Annotated in this window: 21 protein-coding genes; 10 read left to right on the forward strand and 11 right to left on the reverse strand. The window is 39.8% G+C overall.

Features of this window, described 5'->3' with window-relative positions; translation table 11 throughout:
• Nucleotides 1–140 precede the first annotated feature (140 nt).
• Nucleotides 141–2,171: an excinuclease ABC subunit UvrB gene (uvrB, locus tag ACFSQ3_RS02265; protein WP_380867119.1), complete on the reverse strand. Its 2,031-nt coding sequence runs from the start codon at nucleotides 2,169–2,171 to the stop codon at nucleotides 141–143.
• Nucleotides 2,172–2,376: 205 nt separating this feature from the next.
• On the opposite strand from uvrB, the gene upp reads away from it, so the two are divergent.
• Nucleotides 2,377–3,021 (forward strand): uracil phosphoribosyltransferase, encoded by a 645-nt coding sequence (upp, locus tag ACFSQ3_RS02270; protein WP_380867121.1) that lies wholly within the window; start codon nucleotides 2,377–2,379, stop codon nucleotides 3,019–3,021.
• Between the two features lie 118 nt (nucleotides 3,022–3,139).
• Here upp and ACFSQ3_RS02275 read toward each other — a convergent pair whose 3' ends face one another.
• Nucleotides 3,140–3,604, reverse strand: coding sequence for an immunoglobulin-like domain-containing protein (locus ACFSQ3_RS02275; protein ID WP_380867123.1), 465 nt, complete (start codon nucleotides 3,602–3,604; stop codon nucleotides 3,140–3,142).
• Nucleotides 3,605–3,984: 380 nt separating this feature from the next.
• A complete protein-coding gene (locus tag ACFSQ3_RS02280) occupies nucleotides 3,985–4,371 on the reverse strand; it encodes a DoxX family protein (protein WP_380867125.1) in 387 nt (128 codons plus the stop codon).
• A gap of 116 nt (nucleotides 4,372–4,487) precedes the next feature.
• Here ACFSQ3_RS02280 and ACFSQ3_RS02285 point away from each other — a divergent pair, with 116 nt between their 5' ends.
• Nucleotides 4,488–4,850: a winged helix-turn-helix transcriptional regulator gene (locus ACFSQ3_RS02285; RefSeq protein ID WP_380867127.1), complete on the forward strand. Its 363-nt coding sequence runs from the start codon at nucleotides 4,488–4,490 to the stop codon at nucleotides 4,848–4,850.
• Between the two features lie 520 nt (nucleotides 4,851–5,370).
• On the forward strand, nucleotides 5,371–6,273 hold the full coding sequence (locus ACFSQ3_RS02290; protein WP_380867129.1) for a hypothetical protein: 903 nt from the start codon (nucleotides 5,371–5,373) through the stop codon (nucleotides 6,271–6,273).
• 94 nt (nucleotides 6,274–6,367) lie between these two features.
• Here ACFSQ3_RS02290 and ACFSQ3_RS02295 read toward each other — a convergent pair whose 3' ends face one another.
• Both ACFSQ3_RS02295 and ACFSQ3_RS02300 read right to left on the reverse strand, forming a co-directional pair.
• Nucleotides 6,368–6,769 carry a hypothetical protein gene (locus tag ACFSQ3_RS02295; RefSeq protein ID WP_380867130.1) on the reverse strand — a complete coding sequence of 134 codons (402 nt, stop codon included), beginning with the start codon at nucleotides 6,767–6,769 and terminating at the stop codon, nucleotides 6,368–6,370.
• 111 nt (nucleotides 6,770–6,880) lie between these two features.
• Nucleotides 6,881–7,240 carry a hypothetical protein gene (locus tag ACFSQ3_RS02300; protein ID WP_380867132.1) on the reverse strand — a complete coding sequence of 120 codons (360 nt, stop codon included), beginning with the start codon at nucleotides 7,238–7,240 and terminating at the stop codon, nucleotides 6,881–6,883.
• Between the two features lie 667 nt (nucleotides 7,241–7,907).
• Here ACFSQ3_RS02300 and ACFSQ3_RS02305 point away from each other — a divergent pair.
• Complete coding sequence (locus ACFSQ3_RS02305) at nucleotides 7,908–8,483, forward strand: O-methyltransferase (protein WP_380867133.1); 576 nt, start codon at nucleotides 7,908–7,910, stop codon at nucleotides 8,481–8,483.
• 121 nt (nucleotides 8,484–8,604) lie between these two features.
• Here the strand turns inward: ACFSQ3_RS02305 and ACFSQ3_RS02310 are convergent, their stop codons facing one another.
• Nucleotides 8,605–9,006, reverse strand: coding sequence for a hypothetical protein (locus tag ACFSQ3_RS02310; protein ID WP_380867135.1), 402 nt, complete (start codon nucleotides 9,004–9,006; stop codon nucleotides 8,605–8,607).
• A 1,125-nt stretch (nucleotides 9,007–10,131) separates the two neighbouring features.
• Between ACFSQ3_RS02310 and ACFSQ3_RS02315 the strand changes: the two genes are divergently transcribed.
• The 3 genes from ACFSQ3_RS02315 to ACFSQ3_RS02325 are packed head-to-tail and all read left to right on the forward strand — an operon-like array spanning nucleotide 10,132 to nucleotide 11,790.
• Nucleotides 10,132–10,605, forward strand: a complete 474-nt coding sequence (locus tag ACFSQ3_RS02315; RefSeq protein ID WP_380867137.1) for a ribonuclease H-like YkuK family protein — start codon at nucleotides 10,132–10,134, stop codon at nucleotides 10,603–10,605.
• A 37-nt stretch (nucleotides 10,606–10,642) separates the two neighbouring features.
• A complete protein-coding gene (pnuC, locus tag ACFSQ3_RS02320; protein ID WP_380867138.1) occupies nucleotides 10,643–11,254 on the forward strand; it encodes a nicotinamide riboside transporter PnuC in 612 nt (203 codons plus the stop codon).
• On the forward strand, nucleotides 11,242–11,790 hold the full coding sequence (locus tag ACFSQ3_RS02325; RefSeq protein ID WP_380867140.1) for an AAA family ATPase: 549 nt from the start codon (nucleotides 11,242–11,244) through the stop codon (nucleotides 11,788–11,790). Before pnuC ends, ACFSQ3_RS02325 begins: the two co-directional genes overlap by 13 nt.
• Here ACFSQ3_RS02325 and ACFSQ3_RS02330 read toward each other — a convergent pair.
• Nucleotides 11,773–13,623, reverse strand: a complete 1,851-nt coding sequence (locus ACFSQ3_RS02330) for a DNA topoisomerase IV subunit B (RefSeq protein WP_380867141.1) — start codon at nucleotides 13,621–13,623, stop codon at nucleotides 11,773–11,775. The genes ACFSQ3_RS02325 and ACFSQ3_RS02330 overlap by 18 nt on opposite strands.
• Before the next feature lie 62 nt (nucleotides 13,624–13,685).
• A complete protein-coding gene (locus ACFSQ3_RS02335) occupies nucleotides 13,686–14,783 on the reverse strand; it encodes a dipeptide epimerase (protein WP_380867143.1) in 1,098 nt (365 codons plus the stop codon).
• A gap of 144 nt (nucleotides 14,784–14,927) precedes the next feature.
• Between ACFSQ3_RS02335 and ACFSQ3_RS02340 the strand changes: the two genes are divergently transcribed.
• On the forward strand, nucleotides 14,928–15,998 hold the full coding sequence (locus ACFSQ3_RS02340; protein WP_380867144.1) for a N(4)-(beta-N-acetylglucosaminyl)-L-asparaginase: 1,071 nt from the start codon (nucleotides 14,928–14,930) through the stop codon (nucleotides 15,996–15,998).
• A gap of 37 nt (nucleotides 15,999–16,035) precedes the next feature.
• Nucleotides 16,036–16,557 carry a peptide-methionine (S)-S-oxide reductase MsrA gene (msrA, locus tag ACFSQ3_RS02345; protein WP_380867146.1) on the forward strand — a complete coding sequence of 174 codons (522 nt, stop codon included), beginning with the start codon at nucleotides 16,036–16,038 and terminating at the stop codon, nucleotides 16,555–16,557.
• Nucleotides 16,558–16,725: 168 nt separating this feature from the next.
• Here the strand turns inward: msrA and ACFSQ3_RS02350 are convergent, their stop codons facing one another.
• Genes ACFSQ3_RS02350 through ACFSQ3_RS02360 form a run of 3 tightly spaced genes read right to left on the reverse strand, consistent with a single transcriptional unit; the run spans nucleotide 16,726 to nucleotide 19,170 of the window.
• Entirely contained in the window at nucleotides 16,726–17,625 is a 900-nt protein-coding gene (locus ACFSQ3_RS02350; protein ID WP_380867148.1) for a class I SAM-dependent methyltransferase, read from the reverse strand.
• 54 nt (nucleotides 17,626–17,679) lie between these two features.
• Nucleotides 17,680–18,432, reverse strand: a complete 753-nt coding sequence (locus tag ACFSQ3_RS02355) for an ABC transporter ATP-binding protein (protein WP_380867149.1) — start codon at nucleotides 18,430–18,432, stop codon at nucleotides 17,680–17,682.
• A 3-nt stretch (nucleotides 18,433–18,435) separates the two neighbouring features.
• Nucleotides 18,436–19,170, reverse strand: a complete 735-nt coding sequence (locus ACFSQ3_RS02360; RefSeq protein WP_380867151.1) for an MlaE family ABC transporter permease — start codon at nucleotides 19,168–19,170, stop codon at nucleotides 18,436–18,438.
• 232 nt (nucleotides 19,171–19,402) lie between these two features.
• Between ACFSQ3_RS02360 and ACFSQ3_RS02365 the strand changes: the two genes are divergently transcribed.
• Nucleotides 19,403–20,314, forward strand: a complete 912-nt coding sequence (locus tag ACFSQ3_RS02365) for a LiaI-LiaF-like domain-containing protein (RefSeq protein WP_380867153.1) — start codon at nucleotides 19,403–19,405, stop codon at nucleotides 20,312–20,314.
• Nucleotides 20,315–20,321 lie beyond the last annotated feature (7 nt).

Raw genomic sequence — 20,321 nt, forward strand, 5'->3', positions numbered from 1 at the left:
CTAAGCGGATTGGCAGTAGCACAGGAATGCACGAACGCGGTTGCCAAAATACGGTAAGCGGCGAGTTTAACTTCGTTGAGCCCTTCGGGGTTTGCATACGTTTGCGGTCAAAAGTATGAGCCCGCCCGGTTTCGGGCATCCTATCCAAACCGTTCTTTAAACGCATTTTCCAAAGCAAACATTTCATCACGCAGCTTCGCTGCTTCCAAGAAATCCATGTTTTTGGCCGCTTTCTCCATGCGCTTGCGCACCGTTTCGATTGCTTTTTCCAAATCCTTTTTGCCCATGTATTCGATCATCGGATCGGCCGCTACCGTGGAAGCCAAATCCGGTTCTACATAAGCTTTTGCTTCACCACCTTTGATGTCGGCAACAGATGTTTGTTCAAGAATTTCTTCGCGCGACTTTCCAACCGTTCTCGGTGTAATTCCATGTTTCAAATTGTACGCTATTTGCTTATCCCGACGACGATTCGTTTCCTCGATCGTCACTTCCATACTTTGCGTCATCTGATCGGCGTACATAATCACACGCCCTTTATCGTTACGCGCAGCACGACCGATCGTTTGAATTAAGGAACGTTCCGAACGTAAAAAACCTTCTTTATCTGCGTCTAAAATGGCGACCAAAGTGACTTCCGGCAGATCCAAACCTTCACGAAGTAAGTTCACACCGACCAATACATCGAACTCACCTAAACGCAATCCACGCAGAATTTCTACACGTTCCAAAGTTTTCACTTCCGAGTGGATATAACGCACCTTGATATTTAATCGCGTCATGTATTTCGTTAGCTCTTCCGCCATCCGTTTGGTCAACGTCGTCGCCAAAATACGTCCACCTTCTTTAATCGTTTTATCTACTTCTTCCAACAAATCATCCACCTGATTGATTGCGGGACGAACCTCAATCACAGGATCCAACAATCCAGTCGGACGAATAACCTGCTCGACAACTACACCTTCCGTTTGTTGCAACTCATAATCTCCCGGCGTAGCCGAAACATATAATGTTTGGTTGGTCAACGATTCGAATTCCGGAAAATTCAAAGGCCGATTATCTAAAGCTGCGGGCAAACGAAATCCGTGTTCGACCAAGGAAATTTTCCGTGATCGGTCTCCACCATACATGGCGCGAACTTGCGGTAAAGTAACATGACTTTCATCGATCACCAACAAATAATCGTCGGGGAAATAATCGAGCAAACAGAACGGACGCATGCCCGGCGTTCTTCCATCGAAAAAGCGAGAGTAATTTTCAATACCAGAACAATAGCCCAGCTCGCGCATCATCTCCAAATCATAGTTTACACGCTCTTCCAATCGCTTTGCTTCCAGCAACATACCATCGCCTTCCAGCTGTGCCTTGCGTTGTACCAATTCTTCCTGAATCTGCCAAATGGACTGCGTAAACTTGTCCTTCGGCGTCACAAAAAGGTTAGCGGGATATAATGCAAGTTCTTCATGCTTTTCTAAAGTAGCTCCCGAAATAGGATCAATCGTACTCAATTCCTCGATTTCATCGCCGAAAAAAGAAATCCGATAAGCGGTATCCAAATAAGCGGGATATACATCCACCGTATCGCCTTTCACACGAAAGGTTCCACGTTTAAAATCGGCTGTAGTTCGTGCATAAAGAATTTCGACCAAGCGATGGAGAAAATTATTTCTGGAAACGGTCATCCCGACACCGAAACGAAAAATAGAACGGGAAAAATCCTCTGGATTTCCCATACCGTAAATGCATGAAACCGATGAAACTACAATCACATCGCGACGGCCGGACATCAATGCAGAAGTCGTCGCTAAGCGCAACTTTTCAATCTCCTCATTAATCTGCAAATCCTTTTCTATATACGTGCTAGTAGACGCAATAAATGCCTCCGGCTGGTAGTAGTCGTAATAACTGACAAAATACTGCACCGAATTATTCGGAAAAAACTGTTTGAATTCCCCATATAATTGTGCCGCCAACGTTTTATTATGACTGAGAATTAACGTGGGCTTTTGCGTTTGCTGGATGACGTTCGCCACCGTAAACGTTTTCCCCGATCCGGTAACTCCCAAAAGTGTTTGATACGTTTCTCCCTCATTCACGCCTTTCACAAGCTCTTTAATCGCTTGCGGTTGATCTCCCGTCGGTTGGTATTCTGATGTTAATTCGAACTTCATGCGCTGACAATGTAAGGATTATAATTAATCATAACAAGGCGGTGGAAAAAGGGTTTTGATAAACTATTCCTAAATAATGACGTTAGCCTAGACACACATGAACCGAGCTTGCGAGCTCCTCGAAGATAATATTCCATATAGCCGTGAAAAAACCAAACTTTATATGAACTTATTTTGTTAAATTACTTAACTAAAGATCTAGGTCATGGTTACGATATTTACTCAACAAAACAGCGTTATCAATCAATATCTTGTAGAACTTCGCAATACCGATATTCAAAAAGATCGAATGCGTTTTCGCAGAAATCTGGAACGTGTTGGAGAAATAATGGCCTACGAAATCAGCAAAGTTTTACCTTATCGAGCTGCCGAAGTGGAAACGCCGCTAGGTTTGGCGCAAACGCATGTTTTAGCAAAGCAACCTATTTTACTGACGATCATTCGTGCCGGATTGCCATTTCACCAAGGCTTTCTGAACGTATTCGATGAGGCGGATTCTGGATTCATTGGTGCATATCGACACACCAAAAAAAGTGGAGAATTTGAAATTCACAAAACTTATCAGAATACACCCGATTTGAATGATCAAATCGTTATCGTGGCCGATACCATGTTGGCCACCGGAAAAAGCTTAGTGCTTTGTTGTAAGGAAATTTTAGCTGCTTACAACATAAAAGAACTCCATATTGCCACCGTGATCGCCTCCGAGGAAGGCGTACAACACGTCCGCGCATTTTTACCCGAAGCTAAAATATGGGTCGGTGATTTGGATAAAGAATTAACCAGTAAATCATACATTGTTCCCGGCTTGGGTGATGCCGGCGATTTGGCTTTTGGAGTTAAGGATTAGGTTTTGCAAGCGGATGGATGCGCTTTTTAGCTGCTTATAAAAAGCTTCGTTTTGTGAGGCATCATCTTTGTGAGCAATTACCTTAAATAGTGGATTCACCTCAAAAAATTGTTACAATCTATTTAACTTCAAATTCCGCAAAGACAGTAATTTTTTGTTTTGATTTTTGATAGTCAGATTTCACATAATATTTGACAATTCTGTATCTACCTGCCTCATATTTGATTCTGTCTTTATAAAGTGTCTTATCAAAATTACCGCTATTGGTTGGATTTAGTTGCCAACCAAGGTCATTGAACATAACATCATTCGGAGAAGCTTCTTTCCATTCCTTATTTTCCAAATTTTCAATCTTGTAATGGAGCCCTGTCATAATCGTATCGTGAGTATTATTGGACATAACTACTTTTACAGTATCAGGAATATGGGATAGTTTAAACACATTTGGCTTAATTGACAATGATACAGTTTTTTCCACCGTGTCGTTTACCTGTTCTTTATTGATTGATTGTCTGTTAATATTCGATTGATTACAATTTGATAAGAGTGTAATGGAAATTATAGATACGATAAGATTTTTCATTTCTACGTTTTTATCATTGTTAACACTTTGAATATATGATTTTATTTTACCTCTATACCCCTCGTTTTTTGAGACGAGCAGGTAGTGCTAGCTAGGTATACCGCCGATGAAAGAATTATAGAAGTTATTGAAAATATTCAATAGGTTAATAATTGACCAGTTTAAAAAACGCCTGAAGATCCACACCTCAAGCGTTTCTTATGGAACTAGTTCACATTTTGATTTGAAACAATGTCCTTTGTCCTGAACAAAAATTCTGTAGTAGTAATTTATTCGCATTCAACTAGAAAAAGGTATATTCAAAATTCTTCCCAAAGTTACCAATTCACGCATCTTCAAAAGATCAAGTAGCTATTGCAATAATTTATTCTGCAATCTTCTTATTGCTTCTTTTTGTTTAGCGTATTGAAATTTCGAATTCTGTCGTTTGTTAGGTAGGATACAATCAGAACAATAAGAAAGACCAAGCCTACAACAATTTGAAGAATTGGATCTCCAACGGCATAGTGAGCTAAAGATGCTGAACCGAACATGATTGCAAACCCTATGTATGCAATCTCTTTCAATAACCGTATAGGAATCCAAATTAATACTGCACCTATCAGCTTTGTTACGCCCAATTCGATCCTAAAATAATCTGCGGGCAATCCTAGGTGCGCCATACTTTCCTTCACTTCGGGCTTAAAGAGGGTTTCAAAGCCTATAAATATCATCATAGCTGAAATAATTCCTGTAGTTACGTAATAAGTAATTTTGTTTGCTTTCATTTTTTAACTTTTAAAATTTAATAAGACAAAACTACGTATATTAGCTTTATAAAAGTTAGTAGTATCTAAAAGGTAAGTAGTTACTTTTAGGTAAGTACTGTATAATTAAATATGAAATGGCAAATAATGCTTTAACGTTTTCGACACCGGAATGCACAAATCGTCTATCTGCTACAGAAGATGCGTTGTTTGTTCTTGGAGGGAGGTGGACCATACGCGTTATGATAGCAATTTTAGGTGGGCACACACGCTTCAACGATCTACAAAGGACTTTGACAGGGATATCAGCAAAAGTATTATCAAACGAACTGAAAAAACTGGAAGAAAATCATTTGATTAAACGAACAGTTTTTGCGGATGAGATACCGGTTTTAATAGTATATCAGGCTACTGAATATAGTAGGTCTCTTAAAGACATTATTACAGCGCTATCGGCGTGGGGATCAAATCATAAAAAACAGATAACCACTAATTATTAGTGTACTGCTTTTAGAGCATTAATTATCGTATCCATGGTGCAACAAAAGTTATGTTCGTTTTGTGAGACAGCCCACGGATTCACGACAAAGGACTTTACATTAAATTCCTTTGCATGGTTTAATTCACAAAAACTTGTCGAGGTACAAATTTGATTTAGTAGTTTTGGGCACTACACAATTAACCGTCAATATGCAACTCGCAAATAATTTATCAAAATCTAAAAAAGCACTCTTTATTTACGGATCTGTCTTTTTTATTCTTATGATAGCATGGAATCTTGATTTAATACCAGGCATGAGAAGCTTCGTCCCTTGGTTTTCTGATCAATTTCTAGACATCCAAATCGCGAGTTTTACGAACGGGAGTGGCGACACGACCTATGACCATATCTATATATTATTAATAACAGCCATCACGTTAGTCAGTGGAACAATATGGATCCAAATTGGTAGTACACAAAAAAGCTACGATATCCCTATGTATTAGCTGAATTTAATTATCAGATACTTTCTTGGGTATATGATGTTTACGTATGGATTGGTCAAAATACTACACATACAGTTTAGACCCCCTAATTTAACAGAACTTCTTATACCCTTTGGAGATCGTTCGCCAATGGGGCTTGCGTGGGCATACATGGGGCATTCAAAGGGATTCGGCATTGTATTAGGTGTAGCAGAATTACTAGTCGCCTTCTTGCTGCTTTTTCGCAAGACATACATACTGGGAGCATGTGTTGGCATATTTGTATGCGTGAACATATTTGCTGTCAACCTATTTTTTGATGTTCCAGTAAAATTGTTTTCAGGTCTGCTACTATTAATGTCTATCTTTTTAGTCATACCAGACCTGCAAAGGTTACTGCAGTTTTTTCTTTTGAATCAGCCAACTCAGCCTAAAGCTTTTCCGATAGCTTTGCAATCTCGGTTGGCTAAAATCACTCGTTATGGAATGCTAGGATTATACATTGTTGCGCTTTGCTTTGTTGGACATATGTACTATACATACAGACCACCTGCCGGAGGGGCAGAATCAATTACACCACTTTATGGTATTTACAATGTGAAGCATTTCGTCAAAGAAGGTGATACTATACCTCCGTTAACTACCGATTCAGTAAGGTGGAGTCAACTTATTATTCAAAAGCCAGGGTCAGCACAGATCAAATTTATGAATGGTAGGATTAGCGCAGTAGATCTTAAAGTCGATCAAGATAAGCAGGAACTAGTTTTAGTTAAAAAAGAGGGAGATAATTCTATTAATTCCATTCTGAAATACAAGATCATAAATGAGGATTTGAAGATATTAGGCAAACTCGAAGAGATAGATCACGCAATTGATTTGGAAAAGTATGATCTTCAGAAATTCCGATTAATCAACACCCCTTTTAGGTGGATTAATGAATACCCTGACAACAAGTAGACTAACTTAGATAAATTAGGTAGAAAAGATGCTAAAATTTACTTCGTTTTGTGAGACTGATCTTATTTGTTTTAAGATATGATCAGATCGAATGCTATAACCTCCTAAATTTATTTACCTGCTCCGTCGTTGTATTAATGTTTGGATATGTATCGGTGACACGCATGATTAGCTCGTCACGAGATACACTAATTTTAAAACCATAAAATCGGGATGATGATGTTGCTGCATATTTACAGTACAATGAATCATTGCTGAGATAATATTCTCCTGTTCCTCCTTGAAAGTCGAATTTTCCATTCTCTTTAAAATCGTAGAAAATTGTTTTGTCGTTTACTGTATCTGTAGTGACGGTTCTATTTCCATCTTGTATTCTTATAAGATCTTGAGTACTTAAATACCATCCTCCATAAATAGAAGCTTGTTCAAGTTCACTCGTTTTATCGCATGAAACTAATGCTGCTAGAAGGAAAAAAAGGCCAAAATACATTCTCATAAGTACCACTAGATCAATAATTATACCTATTTAGGCGAAGCCTTTAGAATTTAAAACATAAATAATTTGTTCTATACTTTCGTTTTGTGAGACATTCTAAAGAACGTATATCTATACCTGATATAGGGTGATCTTTTTTATAAGATTGCTTCCTGCAGACTTGAATTCAAAAAAATATGCGAAGTGAATAACACCTTTGGAAACTTCGAGATAGCCATTGCAAGCTCCAAATTTACCATGTGATAAGATCTGATCAATTGTAAGACTTGTAGGTTTACTTTGCTTTTCTAAGAGTTTTTTTAGATTTTCCTTATTATTTATTGCTGGTTTATCTATCCGCTGATATACAAAACTTTCATTAATGTTCTTCAGTAAGTTGTCGTAATTGCCGTTGTATAGGTCAATTACTAAATCTTTCACAATCCTTCTTTTAGGGGAATTGTTACAATCATTTGGGGCTGTAATCTTCATATCACACAATTTTCAATTAGCTTTTAATATAGCAAACATAAGGTATAAGAAATTAAAGAAACTTGCCTTGTGATAGGTAATTACATTCGTTTTTTGAGACAAGTGTAGCTTCCTTATCAGGAAATTAGACCTAATAAAAGGTTTGTTGAGATTAGTCGTTCTAACAGGTAAGGCTACCTTAAGTTTAGAATGTTTAATACATGCAAATAAGTAGTGAGTTTGAAATTTTAAAAATTTATTCCTTATGTTTATATGACCAATCCCGATATCTATAAGAAACTTTCCATCATTTGTGAAAAAATATTCCCGTGAATTGTTTACAAGCTTAATAGCAGGTGCTATAGTAGGTTTTGTCATTTCAATAGTCCGCGATAATAATTTTGCAATAGCCTTATGCACGATAGGTTCATTCGGTTTTAGAGTCGCTATGATATTGAGGAGTTATACCCAGACTCAAACAACGTAGTGTGTTTTGCGTTCGTTTTGTGAGACAGATATAACTACTTACGTCACACATTTTATATATGTAAAGCTTTAGATATATTAATCTTGAACTGTTTTGGTAAGGCTTCAAGATTGGCGCTTGAAATTAAACTTTTAATGTCTATTTTTATTGAAGCAATTTTGCAGATACATGCAAAATAAATATACCGAAAAAGCCTAACTTATGAAAAACGCAACTATTAAACTACCTGTGTTATATGAAGAAATTTTAACGGAATCTAGAAAAATCAATTTTCCGATGTTATCAGATTTATATACCGGAAGTTTTTTAAGAACGCTAGTAAGTTCGAAACCGACAGGCCGTTTCTTAGAGCTTGGTACGGGAACAGGACTTTCTCTAGCTTGGATAGTTGAAGGAATGACTAATAGGTCTTCAATAGTATCGATTGACAATGACCAGTATTGTCAATCAGTAGCTCGTCATATGTTTGGATCTGATCCAAGGGTATCCTTAATTTGTACAGATGGGAATGAATGGATAATGGAGAATATTGAAGAAAGGTTCGACTTCATTTTTGCAGATGCTTGGCCAGGCAAATATAGTTTGCTTGATGAGACTTTATCCATGCTAAACCCGGGGGGATTTTATCTGATTGACGACATGCTTCCCCAACCAAATTGGCCAGACGGACATCAAGAAATTGTTGACAACTTGATTTCAGAGCTGCAAAAATATTCGAATTTACAAATTACTGTTATAAACTGGTCTACAGGTCTTATTCTAGTCTCTAAAATATAGAAAACAATGATAAATAGTAACTTACAAAACATAATAGTGTCCTCTGCGTCTTTGTTTTATAGCATAAGTTTCGTTTTGTGAGACTGATCTTATTTGTTTTAAGATATGATTAGATCGAATGCTATAACCTCCTAAATTTATTTACCTGCTCCGTCGTTGTATTAATGTTTGGATATGTATCGGTGACACGCATAATTAGCTCGTCACGAGATACACTAATTTTAAAACCATAAAATCGGGATGATGATGTTGCTGCATATTTACAGTATAGTGAATCATTGCTGAGGTAATATTCTCCTGTTCCTCCTTGAAAGTCGAATTTTCCATTCTCTTTAAAATCGTAGAAAATTGTTTTGTCGTTTACTGTATCTGTAGTGACGGTTCTATTTCCATCTTGTATTCTTATAAGATCTTGGGTACTTAAATACCATCCTCCATAAATAGAAGCTTGTTCAAGTTCACTCGTTTTATCGCATGAAACTAATGCTAGTAAAAGGAAAAATAGGCCAAAATACATTCTCATAAGTACAACTAGATCAATAATTATACCTATTTAGGCGAAGCCTTTAGAATTTAAAACATAAATAATTTGTTCTATACTTTCGTTTTGTGAGACATTCTAAAGAACGTATATCTATACCTGATATAGGGTGATCTTTTTTATAAGATTGCTTCCTGCAGACTTGAATTCAAAAAAATATGCGAAGTGAATAACACCTTTGGAAACTTCCAGATAGCCATTGCAAGCTCCAAATTTACCATGGGATAAGATCTGATCTATTGTCAGACTTGTGGGTTTACTTTGCTTTTTTAAAAGCTTTTTTAGATTTTCCAGTTATTTACCTTATAATCTGTCGCGTATTTTATCGCGCATACGTTTTTATATAAAAAACCTATTATGAATAAGATATATTTCATCATCTCCTTTGCAGTAATTCTATCTGCCTGTTCCAAGGAGGAGTCTGCCCCTAACGATTGCTTAGCGAAAATGCGCAATCACTTCCGAAAACAACTGACCTGTAGTAAATCAGACAACATGCCAATGAGTAACAATTTATCTCGGGGAGTATACAAAGGAAAAGTGGTTTATTATATAACTACAATATGCCCCAATTGCTTAACTGCCCCTCCTCAAAAAGGGTATACCTGCGAAATGGAAGAGGTCACCTTTTCAGACTATAGAGACGTGAGCGATGAAAAGATGGTATATAACAGTTGTACGCGTCAATTCACAGAGTAAAAACCAATTAGAAGTTATGTTTTTTCGTTTTGTAAGAAATATTTACAATCTAAAAGGACAGTATTTGATATAACCGTTTATTTCAAATCCAATATTTATCAAAAAAGCGGATCTGCATCTATAATTTCTGCGCTTGGGTACTTATATTAGTTTCATAAAAATGTACGTAATGCTGCCTTATGAGATATAGATTTGTGAAACAATACCTTGAGACAATAAATAATATGAAACATAGACGATTGATGAATCTATTATTTTTGTCGCATAAAACGACCATTAGTTTGAAAACAATCTCTAAATAAAATCCCTATCATCCTTACAAATCAATTCAGCCAACAAAACTTAATAAATACTTAATAGTAAAGCAGATACAAATGCGTACATTTAAGAGTACGTAATCTCTTTACTATGAATTGGCAAAAATTCAACGGAGAAACACTCCATGTACCGATCCTCCAAGCGGTAGAAGAAACCATTGTCCGAGAGCACAACCTAGGAAACAAACTCAAAATTTACATTGGCACCGATTCGCAGGTAAAACGCCGTGTGGTGGAGTTTGCAACCGTGATTGTCTTTCTGCGGGAAAATCGAGGCGGTTTTATGTTCATCCACAAAGACCGAAAAACGCATACCATGTCCATCAAAGAAAGGATGTTGATCGAAGTGCAACATTCCATCGAAATCGCTTACCAAGTATGTCCGTTGTTGGATCAGTATCAGGTCGATTTGGAAGTGCACGCAGATATCAACACTAACCCCAATTTCCAGTCGAATGCTGCTTTAAAGGAAGCAATGGGCTACATCATGGGCATGGGATTTATGTTTAAGGCAAAGCCTGAATCGTTCGCAAGCACAAATTGCGCGAACAAGCTGGTGCAGTAAAAGATTTACTATCTTTACGGCGCTAAGCAACGCGTAAATGCCGACAATCTTTCACGATTTTCTCCAACAACTTGCTCAAACCAGTTGGTTGGAATGGATAGCGACGCTATCAGGTTTAGCTTGCGTTTACCTCGCCGCCAAGCAAAATATCTGGAACTGGCCAATTAGTATTATCAGCGTCAGCCTATATCTCTACATCTTCTATCAGTCCAGAATTTACGGCGACAGCATCCTTCAAATTTACTTTTTACTCACGGCGATTTACGGTTGGTATTATTGGCGAAAACGCGATCAATCCGATGAGAAACCAATCAGTTCCTTAAGCATTCGTCAGCAAGCGATTTATTTCGCAATCATTTTGGCGTTGGGCGCAGCAATTGGCTTTTGTTTAGATCGATGGACAGACAGCGATGTACCATATATCGATGGTTTGTGCACCTCTATGAGCTTTATCGCGCAATTTTTGATGACGCGCAAATACGTACAAAGCTGGGCGATTTGGGTCGCGGTTGATGTGCTGTACATTCCACTTTATCTGCACAAGGATTTAGCTATGACTGCCGTATTATATTTTATCTTTGCGGTAATCGCATGGAATGGATATCGCGATTGGCGAAAAACTTTCCTCAACACAACATGGCAAAAATGAAAGATTCGGAATTGATTAAGATAGCTGTTGTTGGACCGGAATCCACCGGAAAATCGACTATGGCGAAAAGTTTGGCAACCCATTTCGATACCATTTGCGTCCCCGAATATGCGCGCTATTATTGTCAGGATTTGAATAACCAATATACGTTGCAGGATGAAGTGAATATGTTTTTCGGACAATTGGCGTTGGAAGATGCCCTGTCCTCTTCAGCAAAAAACAATCTGCTCATTGCCGATACGACCATTATGACGATCAAGATTTGGAGCGATCACTTGTTTGGCGAAACTCCTGAAAACGTATTAGCGGAAATTACTAACCGCAAGTATGACCTTTATCTACTCATGGACATTGACCTACCTTGGGAAGATGATCCGTTACGCGATTTTCCCGAACAACGTCCACATTTTATGGACGTTTGGAAAAAGGAATTAATAAAGTTGAATGCCAACTATCTGATTATCTCCGGATTGGATGAGAAACGAATGGAAAATGGTGTGCAAGCTGTCCAAAATTATTTAGACAGCCTCCGTTAATTCTGCTTCCGTATCTATTTCCACGCGCAAATTGTTGACAATGTGCTTTTGTCTATCCGGCGTGTTTTTGCCCATGTAGTATTCCAGCAAATGCGTAAGCTTATTTTCTTTCGATAAAATTACCGGATCAAGACGCATATCCTTTCCAATAAACAACCCGAATTCGGATGGAGAAATCTCGCCCAAACCTTTGAAACGCGTAATTTCGGGCTTGCCACCTAACTTTTTGATAGCATCTTGTTTTTCTACCTCGGAATAGCAATAAATGGTTTCTTTCTTATTTCGAACGCGGAAAAGTGGCGTTTGTAAAATAGAAACGTGTCCGGCTTTCACCAAATCCGGGAAAAATTGCAAAAAGAAAGTCAATAGCAACAAACGAATGTGCATACCATCGACATCGGCATCGGTGGCCACGACGATATTATTATAGCGTAACCCATCCAATCCATCCTCAATATTCAAGGCATGTTGCAGCAAGTTGAATTCTTCGTTTTCGTAAACGATTTTCTTCGACATGCCAAACGAATTCAATGGCTTTCCTTTCAAACTGAAAACTGCTTGCGTCATCACATCACGCGATTTCGTGATCGATCCACTGGCTGAATCCCCCTCGGTAATAAACAAGGTAGTTTCTTGATTACGCTCATGTTTGTCGGAAAAATGCAGCTTACAATCGCGTAATTTACGGTTGTGCAAAGAAGCCTTCTTCGCACGCTCATTGGCCAATTTTTTAATACCGGCAATATCCTTACGTTCGCGTTCAGATTGCAAAATCCGCTTTTGCAAAGCATCCGCCGTATCTGGATTGCGGTGCAAGTAATCATCCAATGCCTTCTTCACGAAATCATTGACGAACGTACGCACGCTCGGACCTTCCGGACCAATATTTTGCGAACCCAACTTGGTTTTCGTTTGGGATTCGAATACAGGTTCCTGCACTTTTATAGCAATCGCACCGATAATCGAAGCACGAATATCCGACGCATCATAATCCTTTTTGTAGAATTCGCGAATGGTTTTCACAACCGCTTCGCGGAATGCCGCTTGGTGCGTACCGCCCTGCGTGGTGTGCTGTCCATTGACGAACGAATAATATTCCTCGCCGTATTGCTGACCGTGCGTTAAAGCGATTTCGATATCTTCGCCGCGCAAATGCACGATCGGATAGCGCATAGATTCCGTTTCGATATTGCGTTCCAGCAAATCTTTTAATCCATTTTCGGATACGAATTTCTGCCCGTTGAAATTGATCGTTAATCCGGAATTGAGGAACACATAATTCCAAATCATATTTTCTACAAACTCCATCCGATATTTGTAGTTGCGGAAAATCGTATTGTCCGGATAGAACGTTACGGAAGTTCCGTTTCGCTGCGTGGTGTCTTTTTTCTCGTCCGAAACCAATTCGCCCTGCGCGAACTGCGCAATACGCGTTACGTTTTGGCGATAGGACTGCACCGTAAATTGTGTCGATAGCGCGTTAACCGCCTTCGTACCGACACCATTCAACCCAACAGATTTTTGAAAGGCTTTACTGTCGTATTTTCCTCCCGTATTAATTTTGGAAACCACATCCACCACAGAACCGATAGGAATACCGCGACCGTAATCACGAATGGACACTTTATTTTCATTCACGGTGATATCAATCGAGCGACCAGCTCCCATCACAAACTCATCAATAGAGTTATCCATCACCTCTTTCAGCAGTACATAAATACCGTCATCATACGCTGAACCATCACCTAGTTTACCGATGTACATACCCGGTCGAAGGCGGATATGCTCTTTCCAATCTAGGGATCGTATACTATCTTCGTTATATGTACTCATGCTATTTGTGTATTGAACTGAGGGCGTAATCTGTGGCTTATTGCAAAAATACTAAAATTCGTTTAATCGTTGATGGGTTGCTTACCGCCCTTTTTTATCACGCCAATTCCCGGTCTATCCGGCAGAAGACAATTTCCATTTTCTACTTTCATGCCATCGAAAAGGTCATTATTGATTAATAATGCCCCATCCAAATCCGCCCAATCTACCAAAGGAGCCAATTGCGCAGCCGCAGAGATCGCACACGAAGTTTCGGTCATACAACCCAACATGACTTTCATATCCAACGCTCGAGCAAACTCTGCCATTTGTTTCGCTTCGCGCATGCCCGTACATTTCATCAGTTTGATATTAATTCCGCTATATACATCTTTCAACGCCGCAACATCAGCCAATCGCTGACATGCTTCATCCGCAATCGTCGGAATTGGCGATCGCTCGGTTAACCACGCATTATCTTCTGGATTATCTTTCGCCATCGGCTGTTCCAGAAAAACGACATTTCGCTCCGCCAACCATCCAGCCATATCGACTGCCAAATGTTTGTCTTTCCATCCTTGGTTAACATCCGCACAAAGTGGAACATCGGTAACCGACCGAATGGTTTCGATGATCATTTTATCGGTTTCCAATCCTAACTTCACTTTCAACAATTTATAATCTGTCGCTTCGAGCACCTTCTTACGAATCATTTCTTCGGTGTCAATACCGATCGTGAAAGATGTTGGCGGAATCAGTGAGGAATTCAAACCCCAAATTTTGTAAAAAGGCTGTTGCATCAATTTACCCAAAAGATCATGCAGCGCAATATCCAAAGCTGCTTTTGCGGCTGTATTCTTCGGTGCAATTTTATCGACGTAACTCAGTATCTCCGCCGTATCAAATGGAGAATCAAATCCGGACAAATCAATTCGCTGTAGAAATTGAATTACACTCTCTTGTGTTTCACCCAAATAGGGCGGCATAGAAGCTTCTCCGTATCCCGTAAGACCTTCGTAATCCAATTCGACCAAAACAACCGGCGTCGTCGTCCGACTAAACGAAGCCACGGTAAATACATGATGCATCTGCAACGTATACGGACGAATGCGTAAAATAAACTTGCCTTGTTTGGCTGAAAGCCATGCAGAATTGTTGGAATCTGTGGTTGGTGACGACATCAATATTTTTGATTATGCGTGCAAATAATTACTTTTAGCTTGCCCAAATGTTAAGGGCGAAAGCCGTCAAATTTTGCATAAAACATGCTTCAAAACGACCTTAGCTAAAATACAAATAAATCAGCGCAAACGAACGACAAATCCATGATTCAACCCACAAATTCCCGACGTCATTTTATAAAAAAAGCGGTACTCGGAGCGGCGGCTGTAGGAACAATTAATTCCTTGGCAGCGCAACCGACAGAGACCGCATCTACAAGCCAAGACAACCAACCCATATCTGATAAAACATCATCTTCGACCAAACCCATCGTGATATCTACTTGGGATTTTGGCGTTGCTGCCAACCAAGCCGCCTGGAAGATTTTGCAACCGGGCGGGTCCGCGTTGGATGCTGTTGAAGCGGGCGTGCAAGTTGCCGAAGCGGATTTGTCGAACCCAACGGTCGGCAAAGGCGGTTATCCGGATCGCGATGGCCATGTTAGTTTGGATGCCTGCATCATGGATGCGGAAGGAAACTGTGGTTCGGTGGCGGCCTTGGAACATATTGCACATCCAATTTCTGTTGCGCGCAAGGTGATGGAAGAAACGCCACATGTGATGTTGGTTGGCGAAGGTGCTTTGCAATTTGCTTTGGAGCAAGGATTCGAACGCGAAGATTTATTGATCGAATCGTCGAAGGAAGCGTGGCAAGAGTGGTTGAAAGAAAAGAAGTACAAGCCCATCATGAATATTGAGAACAAAGCTTTTCAAACGGAACGTCTTCCCGGAAATCAATACAACCACGATACGATTGGCATGCTGGCGTTGGATGCGCAAGGGAATCTTTCTGGCGCATGTACAACAAGTGGAATGGCTTTCAAAATGCGAGGCCGTGTCGGCGACAGCCCAATTATTGGCGCGGGATTGTACGTCGATAACGAAGTTGGTGCAGCAACGTCGACGGGAGTTGGCGAGGAAGTAATTCGTACAGTCGGCAGTTTCTTAGTAGTGGAATTGATGCGTCAGGGATATACGCCGGAAGCAGCATGTAAAGAAGCGGTCGAACGTATTGTGAAGAAGAAACCGGAAATTGCTAAAGAAATTCAAGTCGGATTTTTGGCTTTGAACAAGAAAGGTGAATACGGATCGTATGCTTTGCAAGCCGGATTTTCGTTTGCAATTTGTCATAATGAACAGCAAGACCTGATTGAAAAAGGGAAACATATCTTTTAGTATCTTATCTTTGTTTACACATTAAAGTTATACGATTATGTTAGCGACATTTGGAGGAGGTTGTTTTTGGTGCACGGAAGTGATATTTCAACAACTGGATGGCATCAATTCGGTATTGCCAGGATATATGGGCGGAGAGCGCGAAAATCCAACATACGAGCAGGTTTGTTCGGGTGCGACTGGTCATGTAGAGGTAATTCAAATCGATTTTGATGAAACGAAATTATCATTTATCGATTTGTTGGGTATATTTTTCAAAACGCATAATCCAACGACATTGAACCGACAGGGAGCGGATGTTGGTACGCAATATCGTTCGGTGGTTTTCTACCACAGCGAAGAACAGCATTTGCAAACTGTACAGTTTATCGAAGAATTGGAATCGCAAGCGATTTATTCTGATCCGATTGTGACGGCGGTGGAACCAGCAGTTACTTTTTGGAAAGCGGAGGATTATCACCAAAATTATTTCAACCGCAACCCGGAAAATCAATATTGTCAGGCGGTAGTAGCGCCGAAATTGAAGAAATTCTTAGAAAGCTATGGTAAATCGCGTTAAGCGATGCCATAGCTTTTTTTAGTATTGCTTTGCTTAGATTCTAGTATTGAGATGTTAGTATTGAGATGTTAGTATTTAGATAACAGTATTAAGATTCTAGTATTGAGTTATTAATCAAGTTACCAGTCATTTTCACTTTTTAATTTTTCCCTTTTTACTTCTCACTTCTCACTTCGTTTTACGGAATTTACCGAATACGCCGAGCGGCAACTTCGGTCCAGCCGTAGCTTGGAGATATAATTCCCCTATTTCTAAATTTTGCACTGCGGGAAATGAGGTTTTGATAAGATTCTCTACGATTACCGAAGAAAAACCTAGCGAATACGTGTTGATAATCAAGAAATGTTCCTCCGGATCCAACAACTGCACCACATCGCGCATCATATCCCGGATATTATCTTCTAATTTCCACTTTTCGCCTTTTGGCCCGTGACCGTAGGCAGGTGGATCTAAAATGATTCCATTGTATTTATTTCCACGTTTCAGCTCACGCTGAACAAACTTCAAGGCATCTTCTACCATCCAACGGATATCCTGCAAACCAGAAAGTTCCTGATTTTCATTCGCCCAGGTGACCACCTGTTTAATAGAATCGACATGCGTCACATCTGCACCTGCAGCGCGCGCCGCCAAAGATGCTCCACCTGTATACGCAAAAAGATTCAGGAATTTTGGTCGAACGGTTTTCATCGCTTTCACCGATTCCGTGATGTAGTCCCAATTTACGGCTTGTTCGGGGAAGATTCCGACATGTTTGAAGGAAGTTAGCCCCAAGCGAAAACGGATTTCTACTTCTTTATTCTTATAGGTAACATGCCAACGATCGGCTTGCTTCGGATTTTTCTTAATCCATTCACCGCTCGTTGCTGAGCGACCTTTAAATTTAATATGATGACGTTTTTCCCATTCGCCTTGAGGAAGGCTTTTTGGCCACACCGCCTGTGGCTCCGGACGAATTAAAATCATATCGCCAAAACGTTCCAATTTTTCAAAATCTCCGCAGTCGATTAGCTCGTAATCTTTCCAATGCGTGGGCGTTAATAGCTGAATATCTGTTGTTGTACTCAAAGTAATAATAGCTTATATCCCGCAAAGATAGCAATTTGCGTCGCAAACCTTCCGCTACAAACTTTCTTTCGCAGCGCGCATCAACGGACTGGCGAATACAAAATCATTCAATTCCTGAATATCGGCTTGCAACATATCCTGACTCGATCCTTCCCAAAACTTCTCTCCTTTATGTAAGAAGAGGATGTATTGACCAATTCCCATTACAGAATTCATATCATGCGTAACGACCACCGTTGTACAATTGTATTCCTCCGTCAACTCTTGGATCAACTCATCAATCACGATAGATGTTGCCGGATCTAAACCGGAATTCGGTTCATCGCAAAACAGATATTTTGGATTCATGCTGATCGCCCGCGCAATACCCACGCGCTTTTTCATACCACCGGAAAGCTCCGCAGGATACAAATCATTTCGTCCGGCCAAATTAACGCGCTCCAAACAGAAGTTTGCTCGATCGACTTTCTCCGCCTTGCTCATGTTCGTGAACATATCCAAGCTGAAGACAATATTCTGTTCCACCGTCATCGAATCAAACAGGGCTGAATTCTGAAACAGCATACCAATTTCTTTACGAATAGGTACGCGATCTTCGAATGACAAACGGGTAAACTCTTTTTTATCGAAAAAAACTTTTCCCGTTTCAGGAGTATGCAGCCCGACAATACATTTTAGCAAGGTACTTTTTCCAGAGCCGGAACCGCCGATGATTAGGCTAACTTTTCCCGGTTCGAAAATTGCGTCAATACCTTTAAGTACATGATTGCTTCCAAACGATTTATTGATATTCTGAATTTCAATCATAATTTACAACATTAACGCTGTGATCATATAATCACATGCTAGAATAGCGATACAACCAATTACCACCGCGCGCGTGCCTGCTTGTCCAACTTCCAGTGCACCACCGCGAACATGGAAACCTTTGTGAGCAGGAATAGATGTAACAATGAAACCAAACACGACTGCTTTTACCATGGCTACAGAAACGGTAAATCCGTTGAATGATTCTCTAATCCCGGAGATGTAATCACCCGGCGTAACGGCTCCAGATAATGAACCTCCTATCAAACCGCCAACTAATGCACAAACAATAGCTATGGTAACCAATACCGGAACCATCACGACTCCTGCAACGATCTTCGGAAGAATTAAATATCCGGCCGCATTGATACCCATAATTTCTAATGCGTCAATCTGTTCTGTTACGCGCATGGATCCGATTTGAGAGGAAATTGCAGACCCTACTTTACCCATCAATACCAGCGCAGAAATCGTTGGACCCAATTCCAAAATGTTGGAGTCACGGTTAATCTGACCGATCACCGAAGTCGGGATTAGATCGGATGACAACTGAAAGGCAATTTGCATCGTCATTACCGCACCAATAAAACTGGAAATGATAACAATTAAACCCAAAGAGCCTACGCCAATTTCATTCATCTCGTGGAAAATTTCTTTTTGATAAATTTTCCATTTCTCCGGTCGGCGAAATACTTTTTGCAACAATAGGAGATATTCCCCGAAATAAAAGAAAAACATATTCAGTGCTTTATTTTGATAGTTGAGACCATATACACGCTATAGAGAAGAAACTCTATTCGAAACAAAATGTTTCAACGAGTAAGTCAATATACAAATTTGTTCATTATTTCTTTACCGACAAAACCTATATGTTCGCCGAATAATTGAATATTATAGCCTAAAATAGGGCTTTATATCCTAATTTAGCTGGTAAGTTTGATCTATAACGATGAACTAATAACGTAAAAAGATGAACAACAAATTAGGATTTGGAATATGGCTTGTCTTCGCTGGCGCAATTATTTTGCTTCACAATCTAGATATAATTGATTTTAATTTTTATGCCATTATGAAACTTTGGCCACTTGCCATTGTATCTGTAGGATTGTCGTTGCTGTTGCAAAACAGACCAAATGGTGTTTTAATCAGCATGATATGCAACATCGCTATTTGTTCTGTTTTAACCTTCAAAGGTTTAACGGACAACGAAACCACTCATAAGAATCGCATTTCCAACATAGATTCCAACGAACAGGCACAGCGCGTAGCTATTAACCACGAAGCATCGGTGGAGTCCGTGAAATTACATATAAATGGCGGCGCAGCAGGATTCAAGATGGTAAAGCCAACCGATAAGTCAAAATTATTTGCAGCGTGGACTGATAGCCCAAACATTCGCTTGGATTTACGCGAATCTGGAACAACAAATAGAGAATTATTTTTTGATGCGAAGCATGACGACAGTCGCTCTAAAAAAAATTCGATCGATTTCTCCTTGCACTCGGATCCCCTATGGGATTTAGAAGTAAACGTTGGAGCAGCGTCTTTTAAAGCCGATTTTTCGCCTTATCGCTTACAGAACTTAAATATTAACGCGGGAGCAAGCAGTATGTCGCTTGTGTTCGGTCAGCCCGAAAACGAAAACACCAACATAGAAATTAATACGGGTGCATCTAGTGTAAAGTTGGAGATTCCGGACGACGCTGCTTACCGTGTTACTGGGAAAAATGTGATTTCCTCCACAAAGTATGAAGGTGCGAAAAAAGTAGATAAAGGTGTTTACCAAACGCCAAATTACAACGCTGCTTCGAAAAAATACGACATTCAACTGAATGGCGCTGCAAATTCAATTTCGGTTAGCACCTATTCGTTCGAAAAATAGCTAACTT

The sequence above is a fragment of the Sphingobacterium corticis genome (assembly GCF_042684745.1).
Lineage (GTDB): Bacteria > Bacteroidota > Bacteroidia > Sphingobacteriales > Sphingobacteriaceae > Sphingobacterium > Sphingobacterium corticis.

What these genes read in the sequence shown, in the direction of transcription:
- ACFSQ3_RS02280 (WP_380867125.1), bottom strand. Translation starts at nt 4,371, where the DNA reads ATGAAAGCAAACAAAATTACTTATTACGTAACTACAGGAATTATTTCA.
- ACFSQ3_RS02295 (WP_380867130.1), bottom strand. Translation starts at nt 6,769, where the DNA reads ATGAGAATGTATTTTGGCCTTTTTTTCCTTCTAGCAGCATTAGTTTCA.
- ACFSQ3_RS02315 (WP_380867137.1), top strand. Translation starts at nt 10,132, where the DNA reads ATGAATTGGCAAAAATTCAACGGAGAAACACTCCATGTACCGATCCTC.
- ACFSQ3_RS02340 (WP_380867144.1), top strand. Translation starts at nt 14,928, where the DNA reads ATGATTCAACCCACAAATTCCCGACGTCATTTTATAAAAAAAGCGGTA.
- ACFSQ3_RS02285 (WP_380867127.1), top strand. Translation starts at nt 4,488, where the DNA reads ATGGCAAATAATGCTTTAACGTTTTCGACACCGGAATGCACAAATCGT.
- ACFSQ3_RS02360 (WP_380867151.1), bottom strand. Translation starts at nt 19,170, where the DNA reads ATGTTTTTCTTTTATTTCGGGGAATATCTCCTATTGTTGCAAAAAGTA.
- upp (WP_380867121.1), top strand. Translation starts at nt 2,377, where the DNA reads ATGGTTACGATATTTACTCAACAAAACAGCGTTATCAATCAATATCTT.
- ACFSQ3_RS02355 (WP_380867149.1), bottom strand. Translation starts at nt 18,432, where the DNA reads ATGATTGAAATTCAGAATATCAATAAATCGTTTGGAAGCAATCATGTA.
- ACFSQ3_RS02300 (WP_380867132.1), bottom strand. Translation starts at nt 7,240, where the DNA reads ATGAAGATTACAGCCCCAAATGATTGTAACAATTCCCCTAAAAGAAGG.
- ACFSQ3_RS02305 (WP_380867133.1), top strand. Translation starts at nt 7,908, where the DNA reads ATGAAAAACGCAACTATTAAACTACCTGTGTTATATGAAGAAATTTTA.
- ACFSQ3_RS02310 (WP_380867135.1), bottom strand. Translation starts at nt 9,006, where the DNA reads ATGAGAATGTATTTTGGCCTATTTTTCCTTTTACTAGCATTAGTTTCA.
- pnuC (WP_380867138.1), top strand. Translation starts at nt 10,643, where the DNA reads ATGCCGACAATCTTTCACGATTTTCTCCAACAACTTGCTCAAACCAGT.
- ACFSQ3_RS02330 (WP_380867141.1), bottom strand. Translation starts at nt 13,623, where the DNA reads ATGAGTACATATAACGAAGATAGTATACGATCCCTAGATTGGAAAGAG.
- uvrB (WP_380867119.1), bottom strand. Translation starts at nt 2,171, where the DNA reads ATGAAGTTCGAATTAACATCAGAATACCAACCGACGGGAGATCAACCG.
- ACFSQ3_RS02275 (WP_380867123.1), bottom strand. Translation starts at nt 3,604, where the DNA reads ATGAAAAATCTTATCGTATCTATAATTTCCATTACACTCTTATCAAAT.
- ACFSQ3_RS02325 (WP_380867140.1), top strand. Translation starts at nt 11,242, where the DNA reads ATGGCAAAAATGAAAGATTCGGAATTGATTAAGATAGCTGTTGTTGGA.
- ACFSQ3_RS02335 (WP_380867143.1), bottom strand. Translation starts at nt 14,783, where the DNA reads ATGTCGTCACCAACCACAGATTCCAACAATTCTGCATGGCTTTCAGCC.
- ACFSQ3_RS02290 (WP_380867129.1), top strand. Translation starts at nt 5,371, where the DNA reads ATGATGTTTACGTATGGATTGGTCAAAATACTACACATACAGTTTAGA.
- ACFSQ3_RS02365 (WP_380867153.1), top strand. Translation starts at nt 19,403, where the DNA reads ATGAACAACAAATTAGGATTTGGAATATGGCTTGTCTTCGCTGGCGCA.
- msrA (WP_380867146.1), top strand. Translation starts at nt 16,036, where the DNA reads ATGTTAGCGACATTTGGAGGAGGTTGTTTTTGGTGCACGGAAGTGATA.